The sequence below is a fragment of the Muribaculum sp. An289 genome, assembly GCF_002159555.1.
Lineage (GTDB): Bacteria > Bacteroidota > Bacteroidia > Bacteroidales > UBA932 > Merdivivens > Merdivivens faecigallinarum.
The window spans coordinates 1-21,846 of the sequence record NZ_NFIV01000004.1 but is presented as its reverse complement, the minus strand read 5'-3'; the positions used below and the strand labels follow the sequence as shown (position 1 = coordinate 21,846).

At 50.8% G+C, this 21,846-nt stretch carries 19 protein-coding genes; 5 read left to right on the top strand and 14 right to left on the bottom strand.

The window, feature by feature from the left end; translation table 11 throughout:
- Nucleotides 1–137: 137 nt before the first annotated feature.
- Nucleotides 138–2,531 carry a TonB-dependent receptor gene (locus B5F83_RS04050; RefSeq protein ID WP_087276853.1) on the top strand — a complete coding sequence of 798 codons (2,394 nt, stop codon included), beginning with the start codon at nucleotides 138–140 and terminating at the stop codon, nucleotides 2,529–2,531.
- A 15-nt stretch (nucleotides 2,532–2,546) separates the two neighbouring features.
- On the opposite strand, the gene B5F83_RS04045 is transcribed toward B5F83_RS04050, so the two are convergent.
- Genes B5F83_RS04045 through B5F83_RS04030 form a run of 4 tightly spaced genes read right to left on the bottom strand, consistent with a single transcriptional unit; the run spans nucleotide 2,547 to nucleotide 5,817 of the window.
- Entirely contained in the window at nucleotides 2,547–3,260 is a 714-nt protein-coding gene (locus B5F83_RS04045; protein ID WP_143822453.1) for a hypothetical protein, read from the bottom strand.
- Between the two features lie 10 nt (nucleotides 3,261–3,270).
- A complete protein-coding gene (locus tag B5F83_RS04040) occupies nucleotides 3,271–3,594 on the bottom strand; it encodes a DUF4491 family protein (RefSeq protein ID WP_087276848.1) in 324 nt (107 codons plus the stop codon).
- A 10-nt stretch (nucleotides 3,595–3,604) separates the two neighbouring features.
- Nucleotides 3,605–4,372, bottom strand: a complete 768-nt coding sequence (locus B5F83_RS04035) for a sugar phosphate nucleotidyltransferase (RefSeq protein WP_087276845.1) — start codon at nucleotides 4,370–4,372, stop codon at nucleotides 3,605–3,607.
- Nucleotides 4,369–5,817: an RNase adapter RapZ gene (locus tag B5F83_RS04030; RefSeq protein WP_087276842.1), complete on the bottom strand. Its 1,449-nt coding sequence runs from the start codon at nucleotides 5,815–5,817 to the stop codon at nucleotides 4,369–4,371. Before B5F83_RS04030 ends, B5F83_RS04035 begins: the two co-directional genes overlap by 4 nt.
- Before the next feature lie 70 nt (nucleotides 5,818–5,887).
- Here B5F83_RS04030 and B5F83_RS04025 point away from each other — a divergent pair, with 70 nt between their 5' ends.
- Genes B5F83_RS04025 through B5F83_RS04015 form a run of 3 tightly spaced genes read left to right on the top strand, consistent with a single transcriptional unit; the run spans nucleotide 5,888 to nucleotide 11,638 of the window.
- Entirely contained in the window at nucleotides 5,888–7,897 is a 2,010-nt protein-coding gene (locus tag B5F83_RS04025; protein WP_087276839.1) for a nicotinate phosphoribosyltransferase, read from the top strand.
- Between the two features lie 31 nt (nucleotides 7,898–7,928).
- A complete protein-coding gene (locus tag B5F83_RS04020; RefSeq protein WP_087276836.1) occupies nucleotides 7,929–10,589 on the top strand; it encodes a putative porin in 2,661 nt (886 codons plus the stop codon).
- Nucleotides 10,586–11,638: a transglycosylase SLT domain-containing protein gene (locus B5F83_RS04015; protein ID WP_087276833.1), complete on the top strand. Its 1,053-nt coding sequence runs from the start codon at nucleotides 10,586–10,588 to the stop codon at nucleotides 11,636–11,638. Before B5F83_RS04020 ends, B5F83_RS04015 begins: the two co-directional genes overlap by 4 nt.
- Here B5F83_RS04015 and B5F83_RS04010 read toward each other — a convergent pair.
- Genes B5F83_RS04010 through B5F83_RS04000 form a run of 3 tightly spaced genes read right to left on the bottom strand, consistent with a single transcriptional unit; the run spans nucleotide 11,625 to nucleotide 14,538 of the window.
- A complete protein-coding gene (locus tag B5F83_RS04010; protein ID WP_087276830.1) occupies nucleotides 11,625–12,836 on the bottom strand; it encodes an ABC transporter permease in 1,212 nt (403 codons plus the stop codon). The two genes, B5F83_RS04015 and B5F83_RS04010, sit on opposite strands and share 14 nt — an antisense overlap.
- On the bottom strand, nucleotides 12,833–13,660 hold the full coding sequence (locus B5F83_RS04005; RefSeq protein WP_087276827.1) for a transglutaminase family protein: 828 nt from the start codon (nucleotides 13,658–13,660) through the stop codon (nucleotides 12,833–12,835). Before B5F83_RS04005 ends, B5F83_RS04010 begins: the two co-directional genes overlap by 4 nt.
- Nucleotides 13,657–14,538 (bottom strand): nucleoside phosphorylase, encoded by an 882-nt coding sequence (locus B5F83_RS04000; protein WP_087276824.1) that lies wholly within the window; start codon nucleotides 14,536–14,538, stop codon nucleotides 13,657–13,659. Before B5F83_RS04000 ends, B5F83_RS04005 begins: the two co-directional genes overlap by 4 nt.
- 88 nt (nucleotides 14,539–14,626) lie before the next feature.
- On the opposite strand from B5F83_RS04000, the gene B5F83_RS03995 reads away from it, so the two are divergent.
- A complete protein-coding gene (locus tag B5F83_RS03995; protein WP_087276822.1) occupies nucleotides 14,627–15,070 on the top strand; it encodes a DUF4293 family protein in 444 nt (147 codons plus the stop codon).
- On the opposite strand, the gene B5F83_RS03990 is transcribed toward B5F83_RS03995, so the two are convergent.
- From B5F83_RS03990 to B5F83_RS03960, 7 genes are all read right to left on the bottom strand, one after another.
- Nucleotides 15,057–15,893 carry a metallophosphoesterase gene (locus B5F83_RS03990; protein WP_087276819.1) on the bottom strand — a complete coding sequence of 279 codons (837 nt, stop codon included), beginning with the start codon at nucleotides 15,891–15,893 and terminating at the stop codon, nucleotides 15,057–15,059. The two genes, B5F83_RS03995 and B5F83_RS03990, sit on opposite strands and share 14 nt — an antisense overlap.
- On the bottom strand, nucleotides 15,890–16,669 hold the full coding sequence (locus B5F83_RS03985; RefSeq protein ID WP_087276816.1) for a 5'-nucleotidase: 780 nt from the start codon (nucleotides 16,667–16,669) through the stop codon (nucleotides 15,890–15,892). The genes B5F83_RS03990 and B5F83_RS03985 overlap by 4 nt, the downstream gene beginning before the upstream one ends.
- Nucleotides 16,670–16,678: 9 nt before the next feature.
- Nucleotides 16,679–18,037, bottom strand: coding sequence for an ABC transporter permease (locus B5F83_RS03980; RefSeq protein ID WP_087276813.1), 1,359 nt, complete (start codon nucleotides 18,035–18,037; stop codon nucleotides 16,679–16,681).
- Nucleotides 18,034–18,981: an ATP-binding cassette domain-containing protein gene (locus B5F83_RS03975; RefSeq protein ID WP_087276810.1), complete on the bottom strand. Its 948-nt coding sequence runs from the start codon at nucleotides 18,979–18,981 to the stop codon at nucleotides 18,034–18,036. Before B5F83_RS03975 ends, B5F83_RS03980 begins: the two co-directional genes overlap by 4 nt.
- A 75-nt stretch (nucleotides 18,982–19,056) precedes the next feature.
- Complete coding sequence (locus B5F83_RS03970) at nucleotides 19,057–19,638, bottom strand: helix-hairpin-helix domain-containing protein (RefSeq protein ID WP_239383820.1); 582 nt, start codon at nucleotides 19,636–19,638, stop codon at nucleotides 19,057–19,059.
- 112 nt (nucleotides 19,639–19,750) lie between these two features.
- The gene (mltG, locus tag B5F83_RS03965; RefSeq protein ID WP_087276806.1) at nucleotides 19,751–20,803 is read right to left on the bottom strand and encodes an endolytic transglycosylase MltG; all 1,053 of its coding nucleotides are present in this window, start codon (nucleotides 20,801–20,803) and stop codon (nucleotides 19,751–19,753) included.
- Between the two features lie 3 nt (nucleotides 20,804–20,806).
- Entirely contained in the window at nucleotides 20,807–21,733 is a 927-nt protein-coding gene (locus tag B5F83_RS03960; protein ID WP_087276803.1) for a glucosaminidase domain-containing protein, read from the bottom strand.
- Nucleotides 21,734–21,846: the final 113 nt, after the last annotated feature.

Genomic DNA, 21,846 nt, shown 5'->3' with positions numbered 1-21,846 from the left:
GATATTTAAAATTAAAATTAAAACGTTTCTGAAAATCCCAGACATCCGCTGCGGATGCAGGTGCTAAAATACGGAATTTTCCAGACCCGGAAAAATTACCGGGCATAAAATTCAAAACAACTTCCTATCTTTGCCGAATGAAAAACACTCTGTTCAAGACACGGCCGGCATCGATACCGACAGCCATAACAGTGGCAGTCAGCATATTGGCAATGGCCATCGCCATACCAGCAGCCGGCGCGGACGGCTCTTCTGAAGGCCCCGGCATTCCGGAAGGCAAGGACATGCAGGAATACACCGACAAGCAGGAGTCCATCAGCAAAGATACACTCAGACAAAGCACAATAACGGGAACCGCCAGAATCAGTTTCCTCAACGAAGGCCGCACCGTTCCGGCCACGAAGGTATACATGAAGAGGATTGAAAGCGAAAGGATAATGAACTACAAGGACTTGTCCGCAACCGTACCCAATCTGTTCATTCCGGAATACGGTTCGAAGATGACCTCATCAATATACATACGCGGGCTCGGCACGAGGATAGACAACCCCGTGATGGGCCTTTACGTGGACGGGATAGGCTACTTCAACAAGAACGACTTCGACATGGAGTTTTTCGACATACGTTCCATTGAAGTATTCAGAGGACCGCAAGGAACGCTTTTCGGAAGGAACACCACAGGAGGCATCATCGACATAACCACCCTGTCGCCACTTTCCTACCAGGGCACGCGCGCCTCGGCAGGCTACGGGAACGGGAACAGCCTTGAAGCGAAACTGTCGCATTATGCAAAACTGTCCGACAATTTCGGCATAGGGGCCGGAGGATATTACAGGCACAGCGACGGTTTTTATGAAAACGAATATGTGCGTACACATCCGCAATGGCTTCAGGAATACGGCAGCGGGGCATGGGCTGACCCTGCACTCTGCGACTGGAGCGATGAGGCCGGAGGAAGGATAAGGGCGGAATGGAAGGCCGGCGACAGGGCCGAATTCGACAACACCCTCACTGCCGGCTGGCTGCGCCAGGGAGGATTCCCGTACAGGATGCCCGGGCAGGCGATAAATTACAACGGTTATTGCGGATACGAACGGCTCAACATAACCGAAGGCCTGAGTTACAGGTTCAGACTCGGCGGCCTGTCTCTGTCCGGCACGACATCCTACAGATACGGGAAAGACAGGATGGACATGGACCAGGACTATCTTCCGCTATCGTACTTCACCCTCGTACAGGCACAGCGGGAACACTCCGCCTCACAGGAACTGGTACTGAAAAGGAGCGAAAGCCCCGAAACCGGTTGGGACTGGATTTCAGGAATATCGCTTTTCTACAAACACAATGTCATGTCCGCCCCGGTCACATTCCTGAAAGACGGTATAGACGACCTGATACTCGGGGCCGCCAACGCCGGAATCGGCTCGGTATTCCCCGGGCACAGTATAAAAATCGAACAGGACAGTTTTGTAATGGAAAGCGACTTCACCACCCGCTCCGCCGGTGCGGCCCTGTACCACACATCCTATTACAAGACAGGCAAATGGATTTTCGAAGCAGGCCTGAGAATAGACTATGAACATATCGGTTTCGATTACGCCTCGGGCACCGGGATAGATTACATGTTCACGCTTACCATGGATGACTTCAGACACCTTGAAAGCCGGCTCGACGGACGGAATGCTCTCGACTACATCGAAGTCCTGCCGCGCCTGGCAATACAGTACGGAACCGAAGCGCGGAACCTTTATTTTGCCGTATCCAAAGGCTACAAGGCCGGAGGATTCAACACGCAGCTGTTTTCCGACATACTCCGCAACAAACTTTCCTCCGACATGATGGCCGGTCTCGGAATGCCTTCCGGCGACGGCACGCAGGACATTGCCGGACTGATAACATACAAGCCGGAAAAATGCTGGAACTTCGAACTCGGGGCATCCGGAAGTTTCGAATACGGGAAATCCGTTTTCCGTGGAGGCATCACGGCCTTCCTTGTCGAAACCATCGACCAGCAACTGACCGTCTTCCCCGAAAAGGGAACGGGAAGGATGATGACAAATGCCGGAAGAAGCCGCAGCATGGGCATGGAAGCCTCGTTCAACTACCGGTACGGGGAATTGTCCATCGACATCGATTACGGGTTCACCGATGCGAGATTCGTAAGATACGATGACGGCCAGAACGATTATTCGGGAAAATATGTCCCGTACATACCGGCAAATACCCTGTCCGCTTCGGCTTTCTACTCGCTGAAAACAGGAAAGAATTTCCTCAAAAGCATAGATTTCAATGTAAACACGAAGGCTTTCGGGAAAATCCGGTGGAATGAGGAAAACAGCCTCGCACAGCCCTTCTATGCCCTCCTGAATGCTTCCGTGGAACTCGTTTTCAAGGGATTCTCGGTCGAACTATGGGGCAAGAACCTGACTTCCACCGAATATGCGACATTCTATTTCGAATCCGTAGGGAACGCCTTCCTTCAGGAAGGGCTCCCTGCAAGATACGGCATAAGTGTGAAACTCGAACTGTAACGTACTGATGGCCTGCTATTTCGCCGTTATAGCGTTGAAAAATTCGTAGGCGCTTCTGACATCCGAAAAATCGGTTTTCATTTCATCCGCAAGCCTTTTAATCAGATCTTTCTTTTCCGGGAAGACTTTCATGAAGTTCTTTTTGGAAGAAAGCATTATTTTGTTGCCTTTGACCAATACCGGCCTTACGGTCATGTCATATTCCAGCTCCATGTATTTTCCGACATTGCTCGTATTCATCGTACCGCCCATGTCAGGCAAGGCATTGACAGTCTTGGCAGTGGAAGTGGCCGGGAGCCTGCCGTAGGAAGTCATGGCCTGCAACTGCTCCACGATTACGTCCTTCACGAAACAGAAGGAGCAGTCCCCCTCGAACCTGAGCACCTGGGCATAACCGAACTGTGTCTTGTAAAACGTCTTGTTGGCGGCCACCACATACTTTACCTCGTTCTCCTTGACGAGACTGAGGGTATCGCCGGAAGTGTCTATGAATTTCACGCACTGGTCTATATTGGATATGTTCAGCCTGGCCGACGAAGAACTGAAATCCTCGAAAAAGATTTTTCCGTCTACGAATTCAGGCAAAGCGAAAGCCACCGTATCCGAAAGGGCGTCTTCCAGCACCTGTCCTTTTGAATAATCTATCGTCTGGCTCTGCGCAACGAGCATAAGCGGAAAAACGGATGCGGCAAGCGAGATGACGGCCGTCATTGTAAATTTTAGTTTCATAATCAACCTCTTACTTATTATTATCATTCAATTTTCTTCCTCCATTCTTCCTCCGCGGATTTTCCGGAAACCAGCCTTTTTCCACCCGTTTTTCCTGCTCCTTTATTTCCTTCACGCTCCAGAACATGGAAAAGGCCACGACTCCCAACAGTATCGAAAACACCAAATCCCTTACCAGCAAGGCGACGGCCGAAAGCACGATTCCGCCCGCCAGGAACCACCACCGGGACTTCAGTCCGAAATAGTAATGGGCCTTTATGACTATCGGATGGAAAACCCCTATTATGACAAAGGTGGCCGCACCGACTATCAGTCCCCAATAATTCAGATCCATCTTCTCAAAATTATTCCTCCACAAAATTATAATATTTTTCGACAATCTGTTCCGCTTTCCGCATATTATCCGGCCTGCCGGCATCTGCAAGTACGAGATTTTCCTGGACGAATGCCTTTATCCTGTATGAAGCACAGGCGCTTACATACAAGTCGACGATGGAAAATTTTCCCGAAAAACCAAGGTCGCGGGCACAGTCGAAGATGCCCGGAGATGCCGTATGTATGCCCGAAAAGGCCAGCATCCTGAAATCCCGCGGGTCGATTTTCCCCAGAGGAGAACGGACTTCGCCCGTAGAGGCATTGTACCAGCCGCAAAGATACTTGCCGCTGTCGAACAGCAGATATCTGGAAGATTCCCTTTCACTGACAAGCAGGGTGGCCATACTGCCGCAGTCGTGCGCGGTCGCAAGTGCCGTAAGGTCCGCGTTAGAAACGATGTCCGAATTGTGCATAATGAAAGGCCCTCGCGACAGATGTTTTTCCGCAAACAACATCCCGCCACCGGTCTCCAACAGACAGCCGGACTCATCGGAAACACTGATATCCAGGCCCTGCGACATCGAAAGGAAATCTTCCGAAGCGAGGTATTCCTCTATCATCGAGGCGAAATGATGCACATTGACCGTTATGCCGTCAACAAGGCCTGAGCGCTTGAGTTTCAGCACAGTCCAGTAGAGCAAAGGCCTGCCGCACAGAGGATACAGGGCCTTCGGGGCATGCAGCGTAAAAGGTCTCAGGCGGGTTCCGAGACCGGCCGCAAAGACCAGGGCCTTCATCGTCCGGCCTCCAGTTCACGGTGTACGAGCCTTATGCGCACCCCGTATTTTCCTGACAGATGGGAGGCAAGCCTTTCGGCACAGTATACAGACCTGTGCCTTCCCCCAGTGCATCCGAAGGCAACGAAAAGATGGCAGAACCCCCTTGAAATGAATGTCTCGACATGCATGTCTACAATATTGAAGACATTTTCAAGGAAAACGGGCATCTCAGTCTTTTCCTCTATAAACCTCGCCACTGCCCCGTCACGCCCGTCAAGGGCGGCATATTCCTCGAATCTCCCGGGGTTCAGTATGCCCCTGCAATCGAACACGTAACCTCCGCCGTTCCCGCTTCCGTCCTCCGGTATGCCTTTTTTATATGAAAAACTGTATATTTCCACTTCCAGAACGGCGCCTGAATGCCAGATGGAATGCAACAGGCCGCGAAGATAAGGCACAGCCCCTTCCAGATCGCCGCCCGGAATCTTCCTGAGGTCTCCGGTATCATGGCCGAGAAATGTTCCCGAAAACAGGGACTCGATGTTGTCCAGCGCATAAGGGATGCTCGTCATGAAATGGGGCTTCCGCTCATACAGGCCGCGATAACCGTATGCCCCGAGCACCTGGAGCATCCTGAAGAACACGAAAACCCGGAGTCTTGCAATGAAAACCATCCGGTCCGCCGGGATTAATTGTCCGAGTTCCTCCAGATAAGCCTCCACAAGCCTCTTGCGCAGCTCTTCCCCGTATCCGGCCTTCGACTGCCAGACGAAAGAGGCGACATCGTATTCAAGAGGACCCGGTCTCGCGCCCTGGAAATCTATAAAATACGGACAACCGTCCTTCAGCATGACGTTCCGCGCCTGGAAATCCCTGTACATGAAATATTTTCCGTCCGCGGCGAGCAGCTGCCCGGCCAGGGCTTCGAAATCGTCTTCGAGCCTGTTTTCATCGAAGACCATATTCTTCAGTTTCAGGAAACAGTATTTGAAATAATTCAAATCATAAAAAACCGTCCGCCGTCCGAAAGCTGGATACATGCAGTCCCTGGCAAAATCGAAGCCCTCCGCCCCTTTCACCGCTATCGCCGGCAACCTCCTTATCGAATTTTCGAGAAGTCCGGCCTCTTCCGCTCCGTATTTTCCGGATGTCCTTCCTCGAGACAGAAAACCGAAGAGGCTCATATCTCCCAAATCTTCCTGAAGATACACGGAAGAGTCTTCACTTACGGCATAAATCTCCGGCACCCGGATACCCTTCGACCGGAGATGCAAGGCCATCGCAATGAAAACCCTGTTTTCATCAGCGCTTTCACCTACCGTCCCTATGGCGGAAATTCCGTTCTCTCCGGCCAGCCTGAAATATTTCCTTCCGCTCCCGGCACCGGGAAGCCTCCCACACGAAACCGGGGCCTTTCCCGCCCACCGCGAATACAGATTCTTTAATTTTTCCAACTCATCCATCACAAAAACATTGATTTGGCGAATATACGTTTTATTTCGCTATATTTGCACCTCATTAAAATTATTTGTGATGCTTAACAACGCTTATTGTTCGGACAAGTACCAATATACGATGGGAAAATCTTTTCTTGAAAGCGGGAATGCCGAAAGACGCGCCGTTTTCAATCTGTTTTACCGCACGGCCCCGGAAAACAACAACTGGGCGGTGGTGAGCGGAGTCGATGAAGTCATCGAAATGGTCGGGAATCTCGGGAACATGCCGGAAAGTTTCTTCGAAAAATTCCTTCCGGGAGACGAATATGCCGGATTCCGCAAATACTTGTCCACAATGAAGTTCACCGGAAACATATATGCCATGAGGGAAGGCGAGATAGCTTTCCCGAAAGAGCCGGTAATCATTGTCGAGGCACCTCTCGTACAGGCGCAGGTGCTCGAAACCCCGATGCTTTGCATCATGAACCACCAGATGGCCGTCGCCACAAAGGCGTCGAGGGTCACAAGGGCTACGTCCAAACCTGTAAGCGAGTTCGGTTCGAGGCGCGCACACGGTCCGTGGGCTGCAACATACGGCGCGAAGGCAGCGGTAATAGCCGGATGCGCAAGCACTTCCAATGTCCTTACGGAAATCCTTTACGGGAAACCGTCGACAGGGACAATGGCCCACAGCTTCGTTTCATCATTCGGATGCAGCGTGGACGGGGAGTTACAGGCCTTCGACACATATATCAAAAGCCACAGGAACGAGGGCCTTACCCTTCTGATTGACACTTACGATACGCTCAGATGCGGAATCAGGAACGCGATAAAGGCATTCAAGGCCAACGGGATAGACAACAGCTACCCATACGGTTACGGGGTCAGGCTCGACAGCGGGGACCTCGCCTACCTTTCCACACAGTGCCGCAAGATGCTCGACAGGGCCGGACTGACGGAATGCAAGATTTTCGCGACAAATTCGCTTGACGAATACCTGATTTCCGACCTCGAAAAACAGGGGGCGCGCATAGACTGTTACGGCGTGGGGGACGCAATCGCGACTTCCAAGAACAACCCTTGCTTCGGGAACGTGTACAAACTCGTGGAAATAGACCATGAACCGGTGCTGAAAAGGTCGGAAGACAAAATCAAACTCATAAATCCGGGATTCCAGATTACCTACCGCATAGTCAAGGCCGGGCTTTTCCGTGCGGACGTCACCTGCATAAGGGGCGACGCCCTGAGCAGGAAAATCGAGCGCGGCGAAACCATTACCATCAGGGACGAATTCGACAGCGACAAATACACCACCTTCTACAAGGGTACGTACAAGGCAAGGGCGTTGCAGACCGAAGTAATGGCGGCAGGAAAGGACGTTTCCGAAAAAATCTCACTTGACGGGAAGCGCCAGTACTATCTCGACAACCTCTCCCGTCTCGGGGCAAGCGAGAAAAGGCTCGTGAACCCGCATTATTACAAGGTGGACATTTCCGACACCCTTTATGATACGAAAATGGGCCTTCTGGACAAGATACAGAAGGAAATCGAATCGAAGGCCATCTCCGCCCACGTTTCGGTGGACATGTTATATGATTTCATAGACGGCACGATGGCATGCCACAACGGGAACAAGGCAGCAGTGGCCGCCCGCGGCTTCATCAAGGCGCATCCTGAAATGCCTGTGCTCTTCGTCTGCGACCATCATCCGGCAGACCATTCGTCGTTCAAGGAGAACGGCGGAATATGGCCCGCCCATTGCATACAGGGGACGAGAGGCGCGGAAATCGAAGAAGGCCTTGCCGCCTTCGCCTGCGAAGAAATGACCTTCTACAAAGGCAGGGAGAGGGATACGGAACAGTATTCCGGCTTCGAAGGCACCAACAATATGGGAGAAAGCCTCGATGACAAGCTACAGGAGCTCGGCGCGAGACGGGTCTACGTAAGCGGGATAGCTACGGAATACTGTATCAAGGCCACCTGCACCGACCTGCTCGCGGCAGGCTATGAGGTATACCTGCTTACCGATGCCTTAGCATACGTAGACGAAGAAGGCCATGAAAAAGCCATCGCCGAAATGGACGGGATGGGGATAAAAATGCTTTAATCCGTAATAATTTGTATATTTGCCGGTTACGATGAAAACAGAGAAAGTATTCATAACCATAGCTGTGGCGGCGGTAATCGCCGTCGCGGCAAACATAACCGGCATAGAAGCAAGGGAAAATTTCCGCCGCGAATATTTCGGGACCGCCAGTGATTCCGTGTCTTTCAGACCGGCGACCGACACTTCTGCCGTCGCCGACAGTTCCGATACCGTCGGTTTTGTCGCTGACAGCTCCGACACCGTGTCCTTTGTGTCGGACACGTCCGGAACCGCTTCCGTAGCAGACAGCACTGCCGCGGATTCATCAAGGTCAGGAACCGCTCCGGCACCGGCATACGCCCCGCCGGTAGATTCCGCAAAACTCATGAGGGACACTCTCGGAATACCGATGAGGGATTCGATAGGAAGGTTCATAGATACCTTGGGACATTCGATAGACTCCCTCGGACGTTCCCTCGATTCGTTGGGAATGCCAATACCGACAGGAAGGGTGCTTTCCAAGGCAGAGATACGAATGTTCCGCAGGGACAGCATCAGGGCCGTAAAGGACAGTATCATACAGAACACCCCGAGAATACTCGAAACATACGTAATCCCGGATTCGCTGTGGTACAAAAGGATTCTGTTATGGACACACGACAGGGATTTCAACGACATCCACATGGTCGGGCTCGACACCACTTACAATTATCATTATTACGACCTGCCTTTCCTTAAAGACGATGTGGACGGAATCTTCCTCGGAGTCTTCGGCTCGCCTGTAATGCGGACGAATTATTTCAAGAGGGAGACCGATGAGGATGCCAGGTTCTTCGACTACTATATTCCTTACACCTACACTCCTGAATCCCTGCCGATGTATAACACGAAGACCCCTTACGTCGAGCTGCAATACACCGGAACGCTGCTGGCAAACAGGGACAAGGAGGAGGCCAATGTGAAGGTGCTTGCGACCCAGAACATTACTCCCGAGCTCAATATCATGCTGGAATACAAACGCTTCGGTGGCAACGGAATGCTGATGAACGAGGATACGGACAACCGCACGGCCGTGATTTCCGGCAACTACATCGGGAAAAAGTACGTAATGCATGCCGGCTACATATTCAACCGGACGAAAAGGACTGAAAACGGAGGATTGAAAGACAGCCGGCTGATAAGGGATACCATGGTGGAACCGAGGGAAATAGCAGTCTGGCTCAATTCGGCATCCTCGGAAACAAGGAAAAACACCGTCTTCATCGACCAGTCCATAAGGATTCCTTTCGGATTCATAGACAGGCTGAAACGCAAAAAACGTGAAAAGGTTTCGGAGTCGGCAGCCATGACCGACAGCACGTTTGCGACGGCAGACACAACCGCAACGGCAGCAGACACGACATTGGCAATGGCTGCGGACAGCACATCGGCAGTTGCGACTGACAGCGGAATGGCAGTGGCGGACAGCGCGGAAACCGACAGCACGGTACAAATCGGCGTACATGAGGATGTGACAACCGCATTCATAGGCATGAGCAACGAATACACCGCTTACAGACGTACCTACAGGGATGAAATTTCCCTTAGCGACACTGAGCAGAGAGGATTCTACAACAATGCCTTCTACCTCAACCCGACGACTACCTACGATTCGATGAGGGTCGCGAAATTCGACAATAAGATTTACATCAGGATACAGCCATGGGCCGAAGACGCCATTGTGTCGAAAATAAGCGGAGGCTTGGGATACAAGCTGTCCCAGTATTATCTTTTCGATGAAAAAGACTATGTGACTGGCCCTTCGAGCACCACGTTCAACACTTTCTACTTCTACGCAGGAGCCGAGGGTTCATACAGGAAATACCTTAAATGGGATGCATTCGCAAAATACAACTTCGCCGGTTACACCAGCAACGATTTGGACGTAAGGGCAAATGTAGAAGTAGCGTTCTACCCGTTCAAGGACAAGTCGTCCCCTATTTCCCTGACAGCAAGGTTTTCACAGACCCTCAAAGAGCCTTGGTTTTACGAGCAGTACTACAATTCGAACCACTACAGGTGGAGCAACAATTTTTCAAAACGCTCGGAAACCAGAATCGAAGGCTACGTTGACATACCGAAATACAAATTACAGGCATTTTTCGGATACAGCCTGATTGCCAATGACATATATTATGACACTCTCGGCATTGTAAGGCAGCACGACAGGCCGATAAGCGTAATGAGTGCGTACCTAAGGAAAGATTTCAGGATATGGAAATTCCACTTGGACAACAGGATTCTGTTCCAGCTGTCTTCAGACAACAATGTCCTTCCTCTCCCGCTACTGGCACTCAATCTGAGGTATTATCTGGAGTTTCCTGTAGTCAGGAACGTCATGAACATACAGCTCGGAGCCGAAGCCACATTCAACACAAAATGGTATTCTCCGGCATACAACCCGGCCTTAGGCACGTTCCAGAGCCAGAACAAGGAACTGATTGGAGGCACGGACCCTTACATAAACGTTTTCCTCAATGTCCAGTGGAAACGCGCCTGTGTCTTCATCAAAGTGCTCAATGTCGGTGAAAACAAACACGGAAGCGATTATTTCGCCACATACGGATATATCCGCAGCCCTATGTCATTCAAGGTCGGAATATTCTGGCCGTTCTACACCCAGCCTTACAAGAAGATTCCGAAAAGCGAATACACTCCGCCTCCAACGAAATGAACAAGCCTCTGAAAGTCATCATAATAGCCATTATTACGGCCGTACTGTCATGCCTGTCAGCCATAGACCGGAGCCCGTCCTTACTGCCTGAACCGGAAAGGAGATTCGCCGGAGACACCCTCGTATGCCTGATGGACATAAAAAGCGCAAGGTACGAGGCCGAAGACAGCGGATTCAATTATGCCCTGGCCGACATGCTTGAAAAGGATGAAGGCTGCACCGTACACATAGTAAACGCAAAGCGGGGCCTCAACAGGGAAGACTCATCATTTCTGGCCTCTAACGGAGGAAAATACGATATAATAATAACGAATTCCGAAATGGACAGCATTGCCGGCAGAAACGGAGGACTGCTGTTGGTAGCCAGACTTTCGGATGAATCGATATGGGCTGCGGGGACCGATGACCTGCACGTATTCCGCGCCATGTCCGGATGGATTGCCAGAATCAAGAGCGACGGAAGCTACGAACATCTGTACGACAATTTTTTCGGAAAGGGAGATGCCGGCAAAATATCCCCTTACGACAGGATTGTAAAGCATTTCAGCAAAAGGCTCGGCTGGGACTGGAAACTTGTTTCCGCCATAATATACAGCGAATCGATGTTCATAAACGGCACGTCCTCCCGTAAGGGGGCCATCGGCCTCATGCAGATAAAACCGAGCACCGGGGCCGCATACGGCATATACGACCTTTCCTCGCCGGTAAGCAACATCGATGCCGGGACCAGGCACCTGAGATACCTTGAAAGGCTGCTCGAAAGAGAGGGCATACAGGATTCGACCGACCTGGTAAGATTCACGCTCGCAGCCTACAATGCCGGGGAAGGCAGAATCGAGGACTGCCGCGCGCTCGCATCCGCATTGGGTAAAAATCCGGATGAATGGGAGAACATCGTGGAAGTGATGCCTCTCATGTCCCAAAAGGAATATTACAGCATGGAATGCGTGAAAAGAGGGCGCTTCAACGCAAAAGAAACTCTGAACTATGTCGAGAAAGTCCTTTCAAAATACGAAGAATACAGAAAACCGGACACTAAAGCATCTTGACTGTCTTTGCCGGATCCACTTTTGAAATGAACAGGCACGGAATCAGGAGCACTATCATTATGGCGGCATAGGCACAGACATCGAGCAGCACTATGCCGGCCGGATTGAAAGCCACCGGAACAGAATCGACTATATAATTTTCGGGATTGAGTTTTATAAACTGCGTGCTGTCCTGCAATATTCCCAAGGCAAACGCTATGACATTCCCTATGGCAAGCCCCTTGAGCACTATGGAGGAAGCCTTTGCCATGAATACCTTCGCTATTTCCCTGTTTTTCATGCCCAATGCCTTGAAAAGGCCTATGGACGACATGTTTTCGAAAAGTATTATCAATATTCCGGAAACCATATTGAAGCCCGAAACCGCAAACATCAGCACAAGCACGGCGTACAGATTGAAGTCGAGCAAATCCAGCCAGTCGAAAATCGAAGGAAAACGGTTCCTCGTCTCGTAGACTATGGCCGAAGGATCGTCCGTCGAAGAATAACTGAAAACGGTAAACGAAACCTCTCCGGAAACCTCCGAAGGCTCCTCCCCTTTTTTCAGAAAAATCTCTATCGCGGAAACGGACTCTTCATCCCATCCGTTCAGCCGCCGGAGATTTTCCAGGTCCGAAAAGACAAAATTGCCCTCCTGCTCCTCTATGGGCGAACGGTATATCCCACAGACACGGAACCTCCTCGCCTTTACTTCCTCCCCTATGAAATAGGCCAGAAACGTATCTCCGAGACCTATACCGGCCTCCTGCGCAAGCGAAAGTGGTATTGCGGCCTCGGTCGAAATGCGCCCTTTGCGCAATACTGGGAAAGAGCCTTCCACAAGACGTCCCGACAGCATGGAAAAATCGTATGTCGAGTCCACACCCTTGAAAACCACGCCGGAAATGCCCGTACCGCTTTTGACTATGCCGGCCCTGTATATTGACGGCGAGACCCTTTTCACTCCCGGGCATCCGCTTATCAGGTCCTTATACTCGTCCGTACAGCGCACATAATGTTTTTCACTCATAATGTCCATATACGGAGAAAGCACCGCCATGTCGCCGGAAACGGCGGATATGGACCCCTGTATCGCCGAACGGAATCCCGAGGACACAAAAAGCGCTATGAGCATCACTACCGCGCTTATCGCCACTGAAACGACAGCGAGGCCGGATTTTGCAGAAAGCCTGCGGGATATGAAAAATATGCCTTTCATCTTCTCTGCAAAATGGTATGGACCTTCATCATCAATTTGCTTCTTTCCCCTTCTCCCGAAATCGAAAAAATATCCGACAGCACCGCCGCATAGATATCGAGAAGGGAGCTTACATCGTCGAAATACAGATTGGAAACGTCATCGTCGCCGTCAAGCACGTCTGAGATGGAAATCATCCTGCCCTTTTCCCCTAAATTTATGAAAAACAGGGGACTGCCGTCATCGTCCACCCATACCGGGATGAACCCCATGTCGCTCACGAAAACTTTGAGGGGATAATCCAGCAAATCCGCAAGAAAGACATACAGCATATCGATGACGAGGGATATCCCGTGCCTCGTTTCCAGTACAGAAACGGGAAGCAGCGCTTCCAGCGGAATGTCCTCATCCCTGAGGGCGGTCATGGAGAACTCCTCGAAAAAGACCCGGTTGATTGCGTCTACCTTATGGGCCGGCAACGCTCCCGGGGAAATTTGGGATTCTACCTTGTATGACATCGTGAGCAGGGTCGCGTACATGGAACTGTAGTCCGCCGGGAACAGAATCAGCTTGTTCATCAGGAACCACTCGTAAATATAGTTCTCCCCGTCCGTCTTTACCACCTGCTCCAGTTCCTTCAGGGTCAGTTCGCTGTTCAGCGAGCGCATTTTGCCGACAAGCAAGGCCCAACCGCCATCCTGATTCCGGGCATACGCAATATCAGGCAATTGTGCAGACACTTCATCAAAATGCTCCCTGAGATACGAATCGACGCTTTCACTCACAACGCCGTCCGTATCTTCAAGCAGTGCGACTATTGCCTTCAATTGTTGCGATATGCTCATGATATTCCACAAAAACGGTCCAATACGAATTTTATAAAATCATTCATGTCCGCCTTGTAATCGGGATTGCTGGTGCCGGCGTAACGGCTGGCAATGATGCAGCATATCGTCCCCGCCTTGTGCCCGAGGTGTCCCGATATGCCGGCTATGGCCGAGCCTTCCATTTCAAAGTTCGTAATCCTCAGCCCTTTGTACGAAAAACGTTCGAATCTGTCTATCATGTTATCCAAGGCGAGAGGCATCCTCAACACCCTGCCTTGCGGCCCGTAGAACCCTCCGGCCGATACCGTACATCCCATGATGCAGTTCCCGGCAAACCTGTCCTCGATTTCCTGCGAAGCCCTTGCGAAATATGGGGTAGGCAGATGTACGTTCCAGCCTACCTGGCGCATGAATTCGTTTTCAAGCTCGACATCCGTAATCTTTTCCCTATCCGCATACCAGTTAAGAAGTCCGTCGCATCCGACGGAATAACGCGAAAACACGTATGAGCCGATGGGTATGTCGGGCTGTATCGCCCCGGAGGTGCCGAGCCTCAGTATTTCAAGGCTCTTCTTCTCCTCCTTGATTTCGCGGGTTCTGAAATCTATATTGGCAAGGGCGTCGAGCTCGTTCATCACTATGTCTATGTTGTCACACCCGATTCCCGTTGAAAGCACGGTCATGCGCACACCGCAGTATTTTCCTGTCACGGAAACGAATTCACGCGAACTGTGCTCGGCCTCTATCGAGCCCGCATCGAAAAACGACCTGACCAGGGCAACCCTTCCCGGGTCCCCTACGAGCAATATCTTGTCCGCAAGTTCCTCCGGCCTGATGTGGAGGTGGAATACGGAACCGTCGTCATTTATTATCAATTCTGAAGCTGCTATAGCCATAATACTGTCATTTAATTGTTCATAGGAACAAAAATAATCATATTTTGCCTATTTTTGCATCATTGACAAAACAGAAATACCAAAATTTATGTGGAGAAGAATCCATACCCTTTATCTGGCCCTTGCCGCGCTGCTCATAGCCGCGATGTTTTTCATGAAATTCGCCACCGTAGTCGCACCTGACGGCGAAGAGGACATAATGTATTATGAAATGACACCTACGGCCCTGCTGATGCTGTCGGCCCTTTGCGCAAACGGGGTGGCAGTCTTCACATACAAGAACAGGCTTCTCCAGATGAGACTTGCAAGCACGGCGGCACTGGTTTGCCTCGCCCTCCAGATATATCTGGCATATCATTTCTTCAGGGCTGACGACCAACTGGTATTCTCGATAAGCATGGCCTTCCCTCTCGTAGCCTCTATACTCGATTTCCTTGCATTCAGGGCCATCATCACCGATGACATAGCCGTCTTTACGGCAATAAGGACAAGGGGGAAGAAAAAAGAGGACGGGGAAATTACAAATCCTTGATTACCATCATTCCGACATTCACTCCGCCCCAACCGTCCTGGACTATTACAATCCGCTGTCCGTCGGCATCTTCCATCTCCACTGGCTCTGTCAGGAAGGTATGTGAATGCCCGCCGATAATCAAATCCACATTCTTCAGTTTTCCGGCAATCTCGAGATCCGTCCCGGAGGCCGTACCGGTATCGTAACCGCGGTGTGAAAGCAATATGATCAAATCGCATTTGCGGGCCAGCTTGCGGGCGTATTTGTTAATGGACTTCACCGCATCCAGCTGCTTTATCCCGTCGGTTATCCCCTTGTCGCTCACCCGCTCCAAATCCGTAGTCGCCCCGATGATTCCTATCGTCTTGTCGCCCTTCACAATGACCGTATACGGCTTGACATACCGGGCGAGAGGGGTGCCGCGGAAAGAATAATTGCAGCATACCGTCTGATATTCGGCCATGGAAAGCCTGCGGGCCAGTTCGTCTATCCCGTTGTCGAATTCATGGTTGCCGAGGGTGGTGACATCATAGCCCAAGGCATTCATCAGGCTGACCTCCAGGTCTCCGGAATATTCGGTAAAATACGGGCTGCCCTGGTTGTAATCCCCGGCATCGAGTATCAGCACTATCTCCCTGCCGTATTTGCTTATTACTTCCTGAAACAGATTGTAGCGCCTTTCAACTCCTCCGAGCCCTGCATATTCGCCGCTTTTCTGGACATCAATCTGGCTATGGGTATCATTGGTATGGAGTATCACCAGGTCCTGCGCGACGGCTGCCAGCGAAACAGCCAGAAAAACAAGGACGGATACGGATAAGCGAAGTATGTTTTTTTTCATTTTCCTTCTTTATTTACAATTACATAACGTCCCTCGATACCGGAGCAAAGTTTCACTCCGGCCTTGTACGACTCCTTGCAATAGGCGATTACGGCATCCTTGACCTGCACTCCGGTATCGACAATCCTGTCCGCATATCTTTCCAAATAAAACCCGTCTCCGCCGGAAACAAGGAAACTTATCGATGCCAGACGGTACGTCTTCGACGGATCTATCTCTTTCCCTCCTACCGTAACCGAAAGCAGGTTGCCGTCTTCAGTGACCTCCATCTTCGCTCCGCTTATCGCCTCGGGCTGGTTCATGGCCGCAAAGTCCTTGAAAAACTCCGCCAGCCTGTCACCCTTGATTTCGGCGACTATCAGCGTATTGTTGAAAGGATAACAGCTCACGATATCGCCCAGCGTTATCTCGCCTGCGGGCAATGTAATCCTGATGCCGCCCATATTGTACAGGGCACAGTCGACTTCCATCCCCGTCAGAACCTCGGCACGGTCGTATATCATGTCGGCGGTAAGGTTCGAAAGCGCGCTTTCAGGTTTCGCAACAGCCATTTCGCAAGCCGAAACCGCCACAACTTCGTTCAGATATTCCATGCCTTTGCGTGCTTCCGCCACAATCTCCGCAACCGGAGTCCCGGCCGGCAAATCGTATTTGTCAGTCACCGGAATCACGCTCCAGTCATACTTGAAATCCTGCGCCTCTGCCTGGAAAAAGACTTCCGCCTGGAAGGCTAACGACAAGGCCACGCAGGCGCAATATACCGAAAATCGTTTCATTACCAATTTTTATTTGTATTTCAACCACTTCCACATGTCCTTAAAGGAACTCTTCTTGCCGAACATAAGTATGCCGACCTTATAAATCTTGGCAGACAGGTACATCATCAGGAACGTAGTCACTACCAATATCGCCAATGAAGTCCACATTTCCCATGAAGGAATCCCGTTCACGACACGCATCATCATGCATATCGGGGAAGTAAACGGAATATAGGACGCCCAGACAAGCAGCGGGCTCGACGGATTGTCTATCGCTGAAAACGCTATGAAAAACGCAGCAAGTATCGGAATCGTGACAGGAATCACGAGCTGGTTTGTATCCTGCTCATTATCCACCGCGCTTCCTATCGCCGCGAACATCGATGAATACAGCAGGTACCCGAAGACGAAGAACAGGAGGAACGAACCGATTACCAGCGGGAAGTTTATCTGGGAAAGGGTGGACATGACGGCCGCGAATTCCGAGTTGGCGGCAGTCCCGACCATATCCGTCACCATGTCGCCCTGGCCCCCGGCCATTTCCATAAGCTGTTCCGTAGCTTCCGGCGATTGCATCATCTTGTCCATTCCGATGAAGGAATTGACTCCTACGACAATCAGTAGCGTAAGCACAATCCACAGGAAAAACTGGGTAAGCGCCACGGCGGCGATTCCAAGTATCTTCCCTATCATCAAGTCGATTGCCTTTACCGAGGAGACCATGACCTCCACCACCCTCGAAGTCTTTTCGTTGATTACGGCAGACATGACCATGCCTCCGAAAGAATATACGAAAATGTATATCAGGATGGAAAATATTATGGCAATCGCCCTGTATATGCCAGTAACGGTAACCTTCTCGCTCCCGTCCTCTCCGATCGTATACGAGGTTATCGAAGAAGAATAACTGATTGAGGAAATCATGTCTTCGAGCCCTTCGATATTATAGGAACGCACCCTGTAGTCCTCTACGGCCTCGTCCACGGCATCCTTTACACGGTCGGAAATATCCGACCCGAGAGGCTCGTAGGAATACGAGAAAACAGAAACGCCCTTTGAAGAATCGATGGCGGATATCGTCACGAGGGCCTTGTATCCGAGGCTGTCAAGATGTTTTTTCAGATATTCACTGTCCTCTCCGGTACAATCGGTGAATGAAACATATTCATCGCTTCCGAGATATCCCATCACTATTCCGGAATCATCCGTAACGGCTACTTCCTGACCTTTCTCCTCCGAAGAACCGTAAAGCATGATTATCGTCGGAAGGACCATGAGAAGCGCCATGAGAAGCGGGGTCACGAATGTGATTACGAGGAAAGATTTTTTCTTGACCCTCATGGCGTATTCGCGCCCTATTACCACACCTATCTTTTTCCAGTTCATGCCCTGTCCTCCTTTCCTCCATCTGCCGCATTGTCACGGCCTGTTACTATCTTTATGAAAATATCGTTCATGCGCGGCAGCAGCTCCCTGTACGAGACAATGTTCGCATGCGGGATGATTTCGGACAACAGTTCACCGGAAGAAACCCCGTCCGCCCTTTCAAGCACGGCAGTACGGAGTCCGGATTCCTCCACATCCGATATCACCCTGTAGGCCCTGCCTTCCGGAATAGGCCTGTTTTCCTCCGAGGCATACACGACTTCCACATTGTCGGTACCGTATTTATGCCTTATTGCATTTATATCCCCGCTCTCCACTAAATGAGACTTGTTTATAAGGGCTATGCCATGGCACAACTCCTCGACAGACTGCATGTTATGCGTGGACAGGACTATGGTCGTCCCCTCCTCGTTAAGCCTCAGCATCTCATCCCTTATGAGCTGGGCGTTGACAGGGTCGAAACCGCTGAAGGGCTCGTCCATTATTACCAGCTTCGGACGGTGCACCACCGTAGTGATGAACTGGACTTTCTGCGCCATTCCCTTGGAAAGCTCTTCAATCTTCTTGTTCCACCATGATTCTATTTCAAAACGCTTGAACCACTTCTTCAGTTCCGTCATGGCATCGCTGTGGGACATGCCCCGCAACCGCGCAAGATAGAGCACCTGGTCCCCGACCTTCATCTTGCGGTAAAGCCCGCGCTCTTCAGGCATGTAGCCTATCTTCTCGACATCGGCATCGGTCATGTGCCTTCCCTGTAAAAATATCTCTCCGGAATTGGGAATGGTAATCCTGTTTATGATCCTGATCAAGGTTGTCTTGCCTGCACCGTTCGGTCCCAACAAACCGAAGATACGGCCTTCTGGGATATCCAAGTTGATATCATCGAGCGCCTTATAAGTCCCGAAAGTCTTGGAAATACCCTTGCATGTAATAATACCCATAAAAATTTCCAAATCAGATTTGCGGACACAAATATAGGGTATCGGCCTTTAATTTTCAAATATTTCAGAAGCTTCTCATTCAAAATAGAGTTTCAGCCCCGCCGCACTGCGTTCGGAAATAATCCCCTCCTTCACAAGGGAGTCTATCTTCCATGCGGAACGCGGATGGTTTTCCCTGAATATGACGATGGCCCTTGCCGAATACGCATCCAGATAGGGATGCCTGCTGATGGAATCCGCCGGAAGCTCCCAGATGTCGGGAGTCCAGACATCTTCAGGAAGGATTACGATTTCCGGGGCCATCCTCTTATATTTTTCATAATCGATGCCCCGTATCTCCATCAGCTGTTCCTTGACGGCGAAGGCACCGAGACGTTCCCTGTAACGCAGTATGCGGGAAGCATAGTAGGGTCCAACCCCGGGGATATCCAACAGGGCAAGCGAATCCGCCCTGTTCAGATTGATGGGAATGGGGGCGAAATATTCCTGGGAGAGTTCGAGCGTATCGGCATCCCCTGCAAGCCCGTCCTTATGGGGAAGAGCCGACTTCCTCGGATTGAAAATATTCCCTGCAAGCAACAGGGCCACTTGAAAACCGGTCAATAAAAGTATAAGGGCCGCTATGCCGGTCATGACGGATTTTGCTGGTCGTTTCATTTCGAATCGTTTTCGGCAAAACTAATGTCCGCCGACCGATAAAATGCTCAAAAAAGGATATTTCGCGAAAAAATATCCTTTTCCGGAATCTTCAAACGTCTACAAACGTTTACTAAACGGCTTCAGACCTGGAGGAGAGCCATTCCTTATAGGCTTTCCTGTAAGCGGCGGCATTACGGAGATGCTCGGAATATGTAGCGGCGAAATTGTGCCTTCCGTCGAATTCGGGCCTGGCGCAAAAGTACAGATAATCATGCTTCTGTGCGTGCAGGACACCCTCTATTGCAGCTTTTGAGGCTACATTTATCGGTGCGGGCGGCAAGCCGTGATACATGTAAGTGTTGTATGGCGAATCAATCCTTGTATGCGACTTCAGCACTCTCGTGAGCGTAAAATCGCCGGAGGCGAATCTCGCCGTAGGGTCGGCCTGCAATTTCATTCCCTTATGCAGACGGTTCAGATAGACACCGGCTATTACAGGATATTCGTCCGCGACATTCGACTCTTCCATGATTATGGAGGCAAGTGTGCTCACCTCCAAAGGTGTCAGGCCTATGGCGGCGGCCTCGGAACGGCGGCGCTCATCCCAGAAACGTCCGTATTCGGTTCCGAGCCTCCTGATGACTTCCTCCGGAGAAGCAGTCCAGAAAATATGATAGGTGTCCGGCAATATCATCCCGAGCACGGTTTCGGAATCGAAGCCGAATTCCGAAAGGAACCCGTCATCATAAAGCAGGGGTGCGATATCGGCGGAATCGATTTGCAACGGCCTTGCCAGCACCGCCGCAAGCCTGCCCTTGTCCCTGATATAGCCCGATATGGTAAGTCTGGCCTCTGTCTGCCAGTTGTTAACTATCATCCTGATTACATACACGGACGACATTCCCGGCTTTATCTCGTAACGGCCTTCTTTCATGGAGGCATCGAGCCCTTCTTTCACGGCCATCCGCTCAAGGCTTCCGGGCCTTATCACCCCGGCATTGCGTACAATCGAATCAAGAACGGCCTGCCCGTCCATGCCTTCGTCCACATAAAGCACGTATGCTTTTGTAAAATTGGACACCTTATTGTCCACATAATAACGGACCGCCATGAATGCAGCCACAGAGAACACGGCAGCGGCTACCGAGAGGACCGCGACAGAGATTTTTTTAATCCGTGACATGGTTTATCTGAGTTTTATTTCATCGCCCGGCCCTACCTTGCCGTCCGCTTCCAGACCGTTCATCCTGCACAGGCTTTTAAGCTTTATACCGTATTTCTGCGATATGTCCCACAAGGTTTCCCGGCCCTCCACGACATGGGAAGAGGCAGTACCCTTCGGGGCCTTCCTTTTTTTTGACACGAGATAAATTTTCATTCCTTCGTCAAGGAGTTTCCGTGAACCCGTTTTCAGGTCATTGTACCTTTTAAGCTCGCGGTTGGTAAGGTTGAATTCCTTAGCGATGGAACGTATGCTTTCTTCACCCGAAGTAACGATATACGCAAGGCCGTTCACGTCCTCAAGCTCGCGTGTCAACCTGAATCCGTAAAAACCTTCTTCCAGCCCCTCTGCATAAGGAGCCACGTAAGACAGGGTTTCGGCAGCGCCTATCCTGTCGTATTTCATCAGATTATGGGTTTCGATGATTCTGATCAGGGACTGCGGATAACTCGGGTCGGTGGCATAGCCCGCTTCGGAAAGCCCGTATGCCCAGCCCTCGTAATCGGTAGGCTCCAAATCGAAGAGTTTTGAATAACGCGACCTGCTTACAAGAAAATCGCTGTGATCGCGGAAAGATTCGATTGCATTCCCGTAACTTCTGAAGCATTCATTGCGCCTGTCATCATCCCTCCTTATCGACTTGCCGTCCCAGCCGTGGCATTTGATTCCGAAATGGTTGTTCCCCTTGACGGCCAGATAAGAATTACCGTTATCCGATTCCAGACAGGCCTGGGCGAGCGTTATACTTGCAGGGATGCCGGATTTGTGCATCTCCTCCACCGCCACGCGCCAGTATTTTTCAATATAGGCTCCGCGTGTATATTTTTCCTGCGAATACATAAGCGCGGGAAAAACGAGAAAAAAGATGAATATGCCAGAAATTTTTTTCATTCTGCAAATATACGCAGAAGCCGAGAGCAGAGCAAATGAATTTATTCAATTTGCTATGCCGAGGCGTGAACAGTATTTCTGGCCGTCAGGCCAAATATACGCAGAAGCCGAGA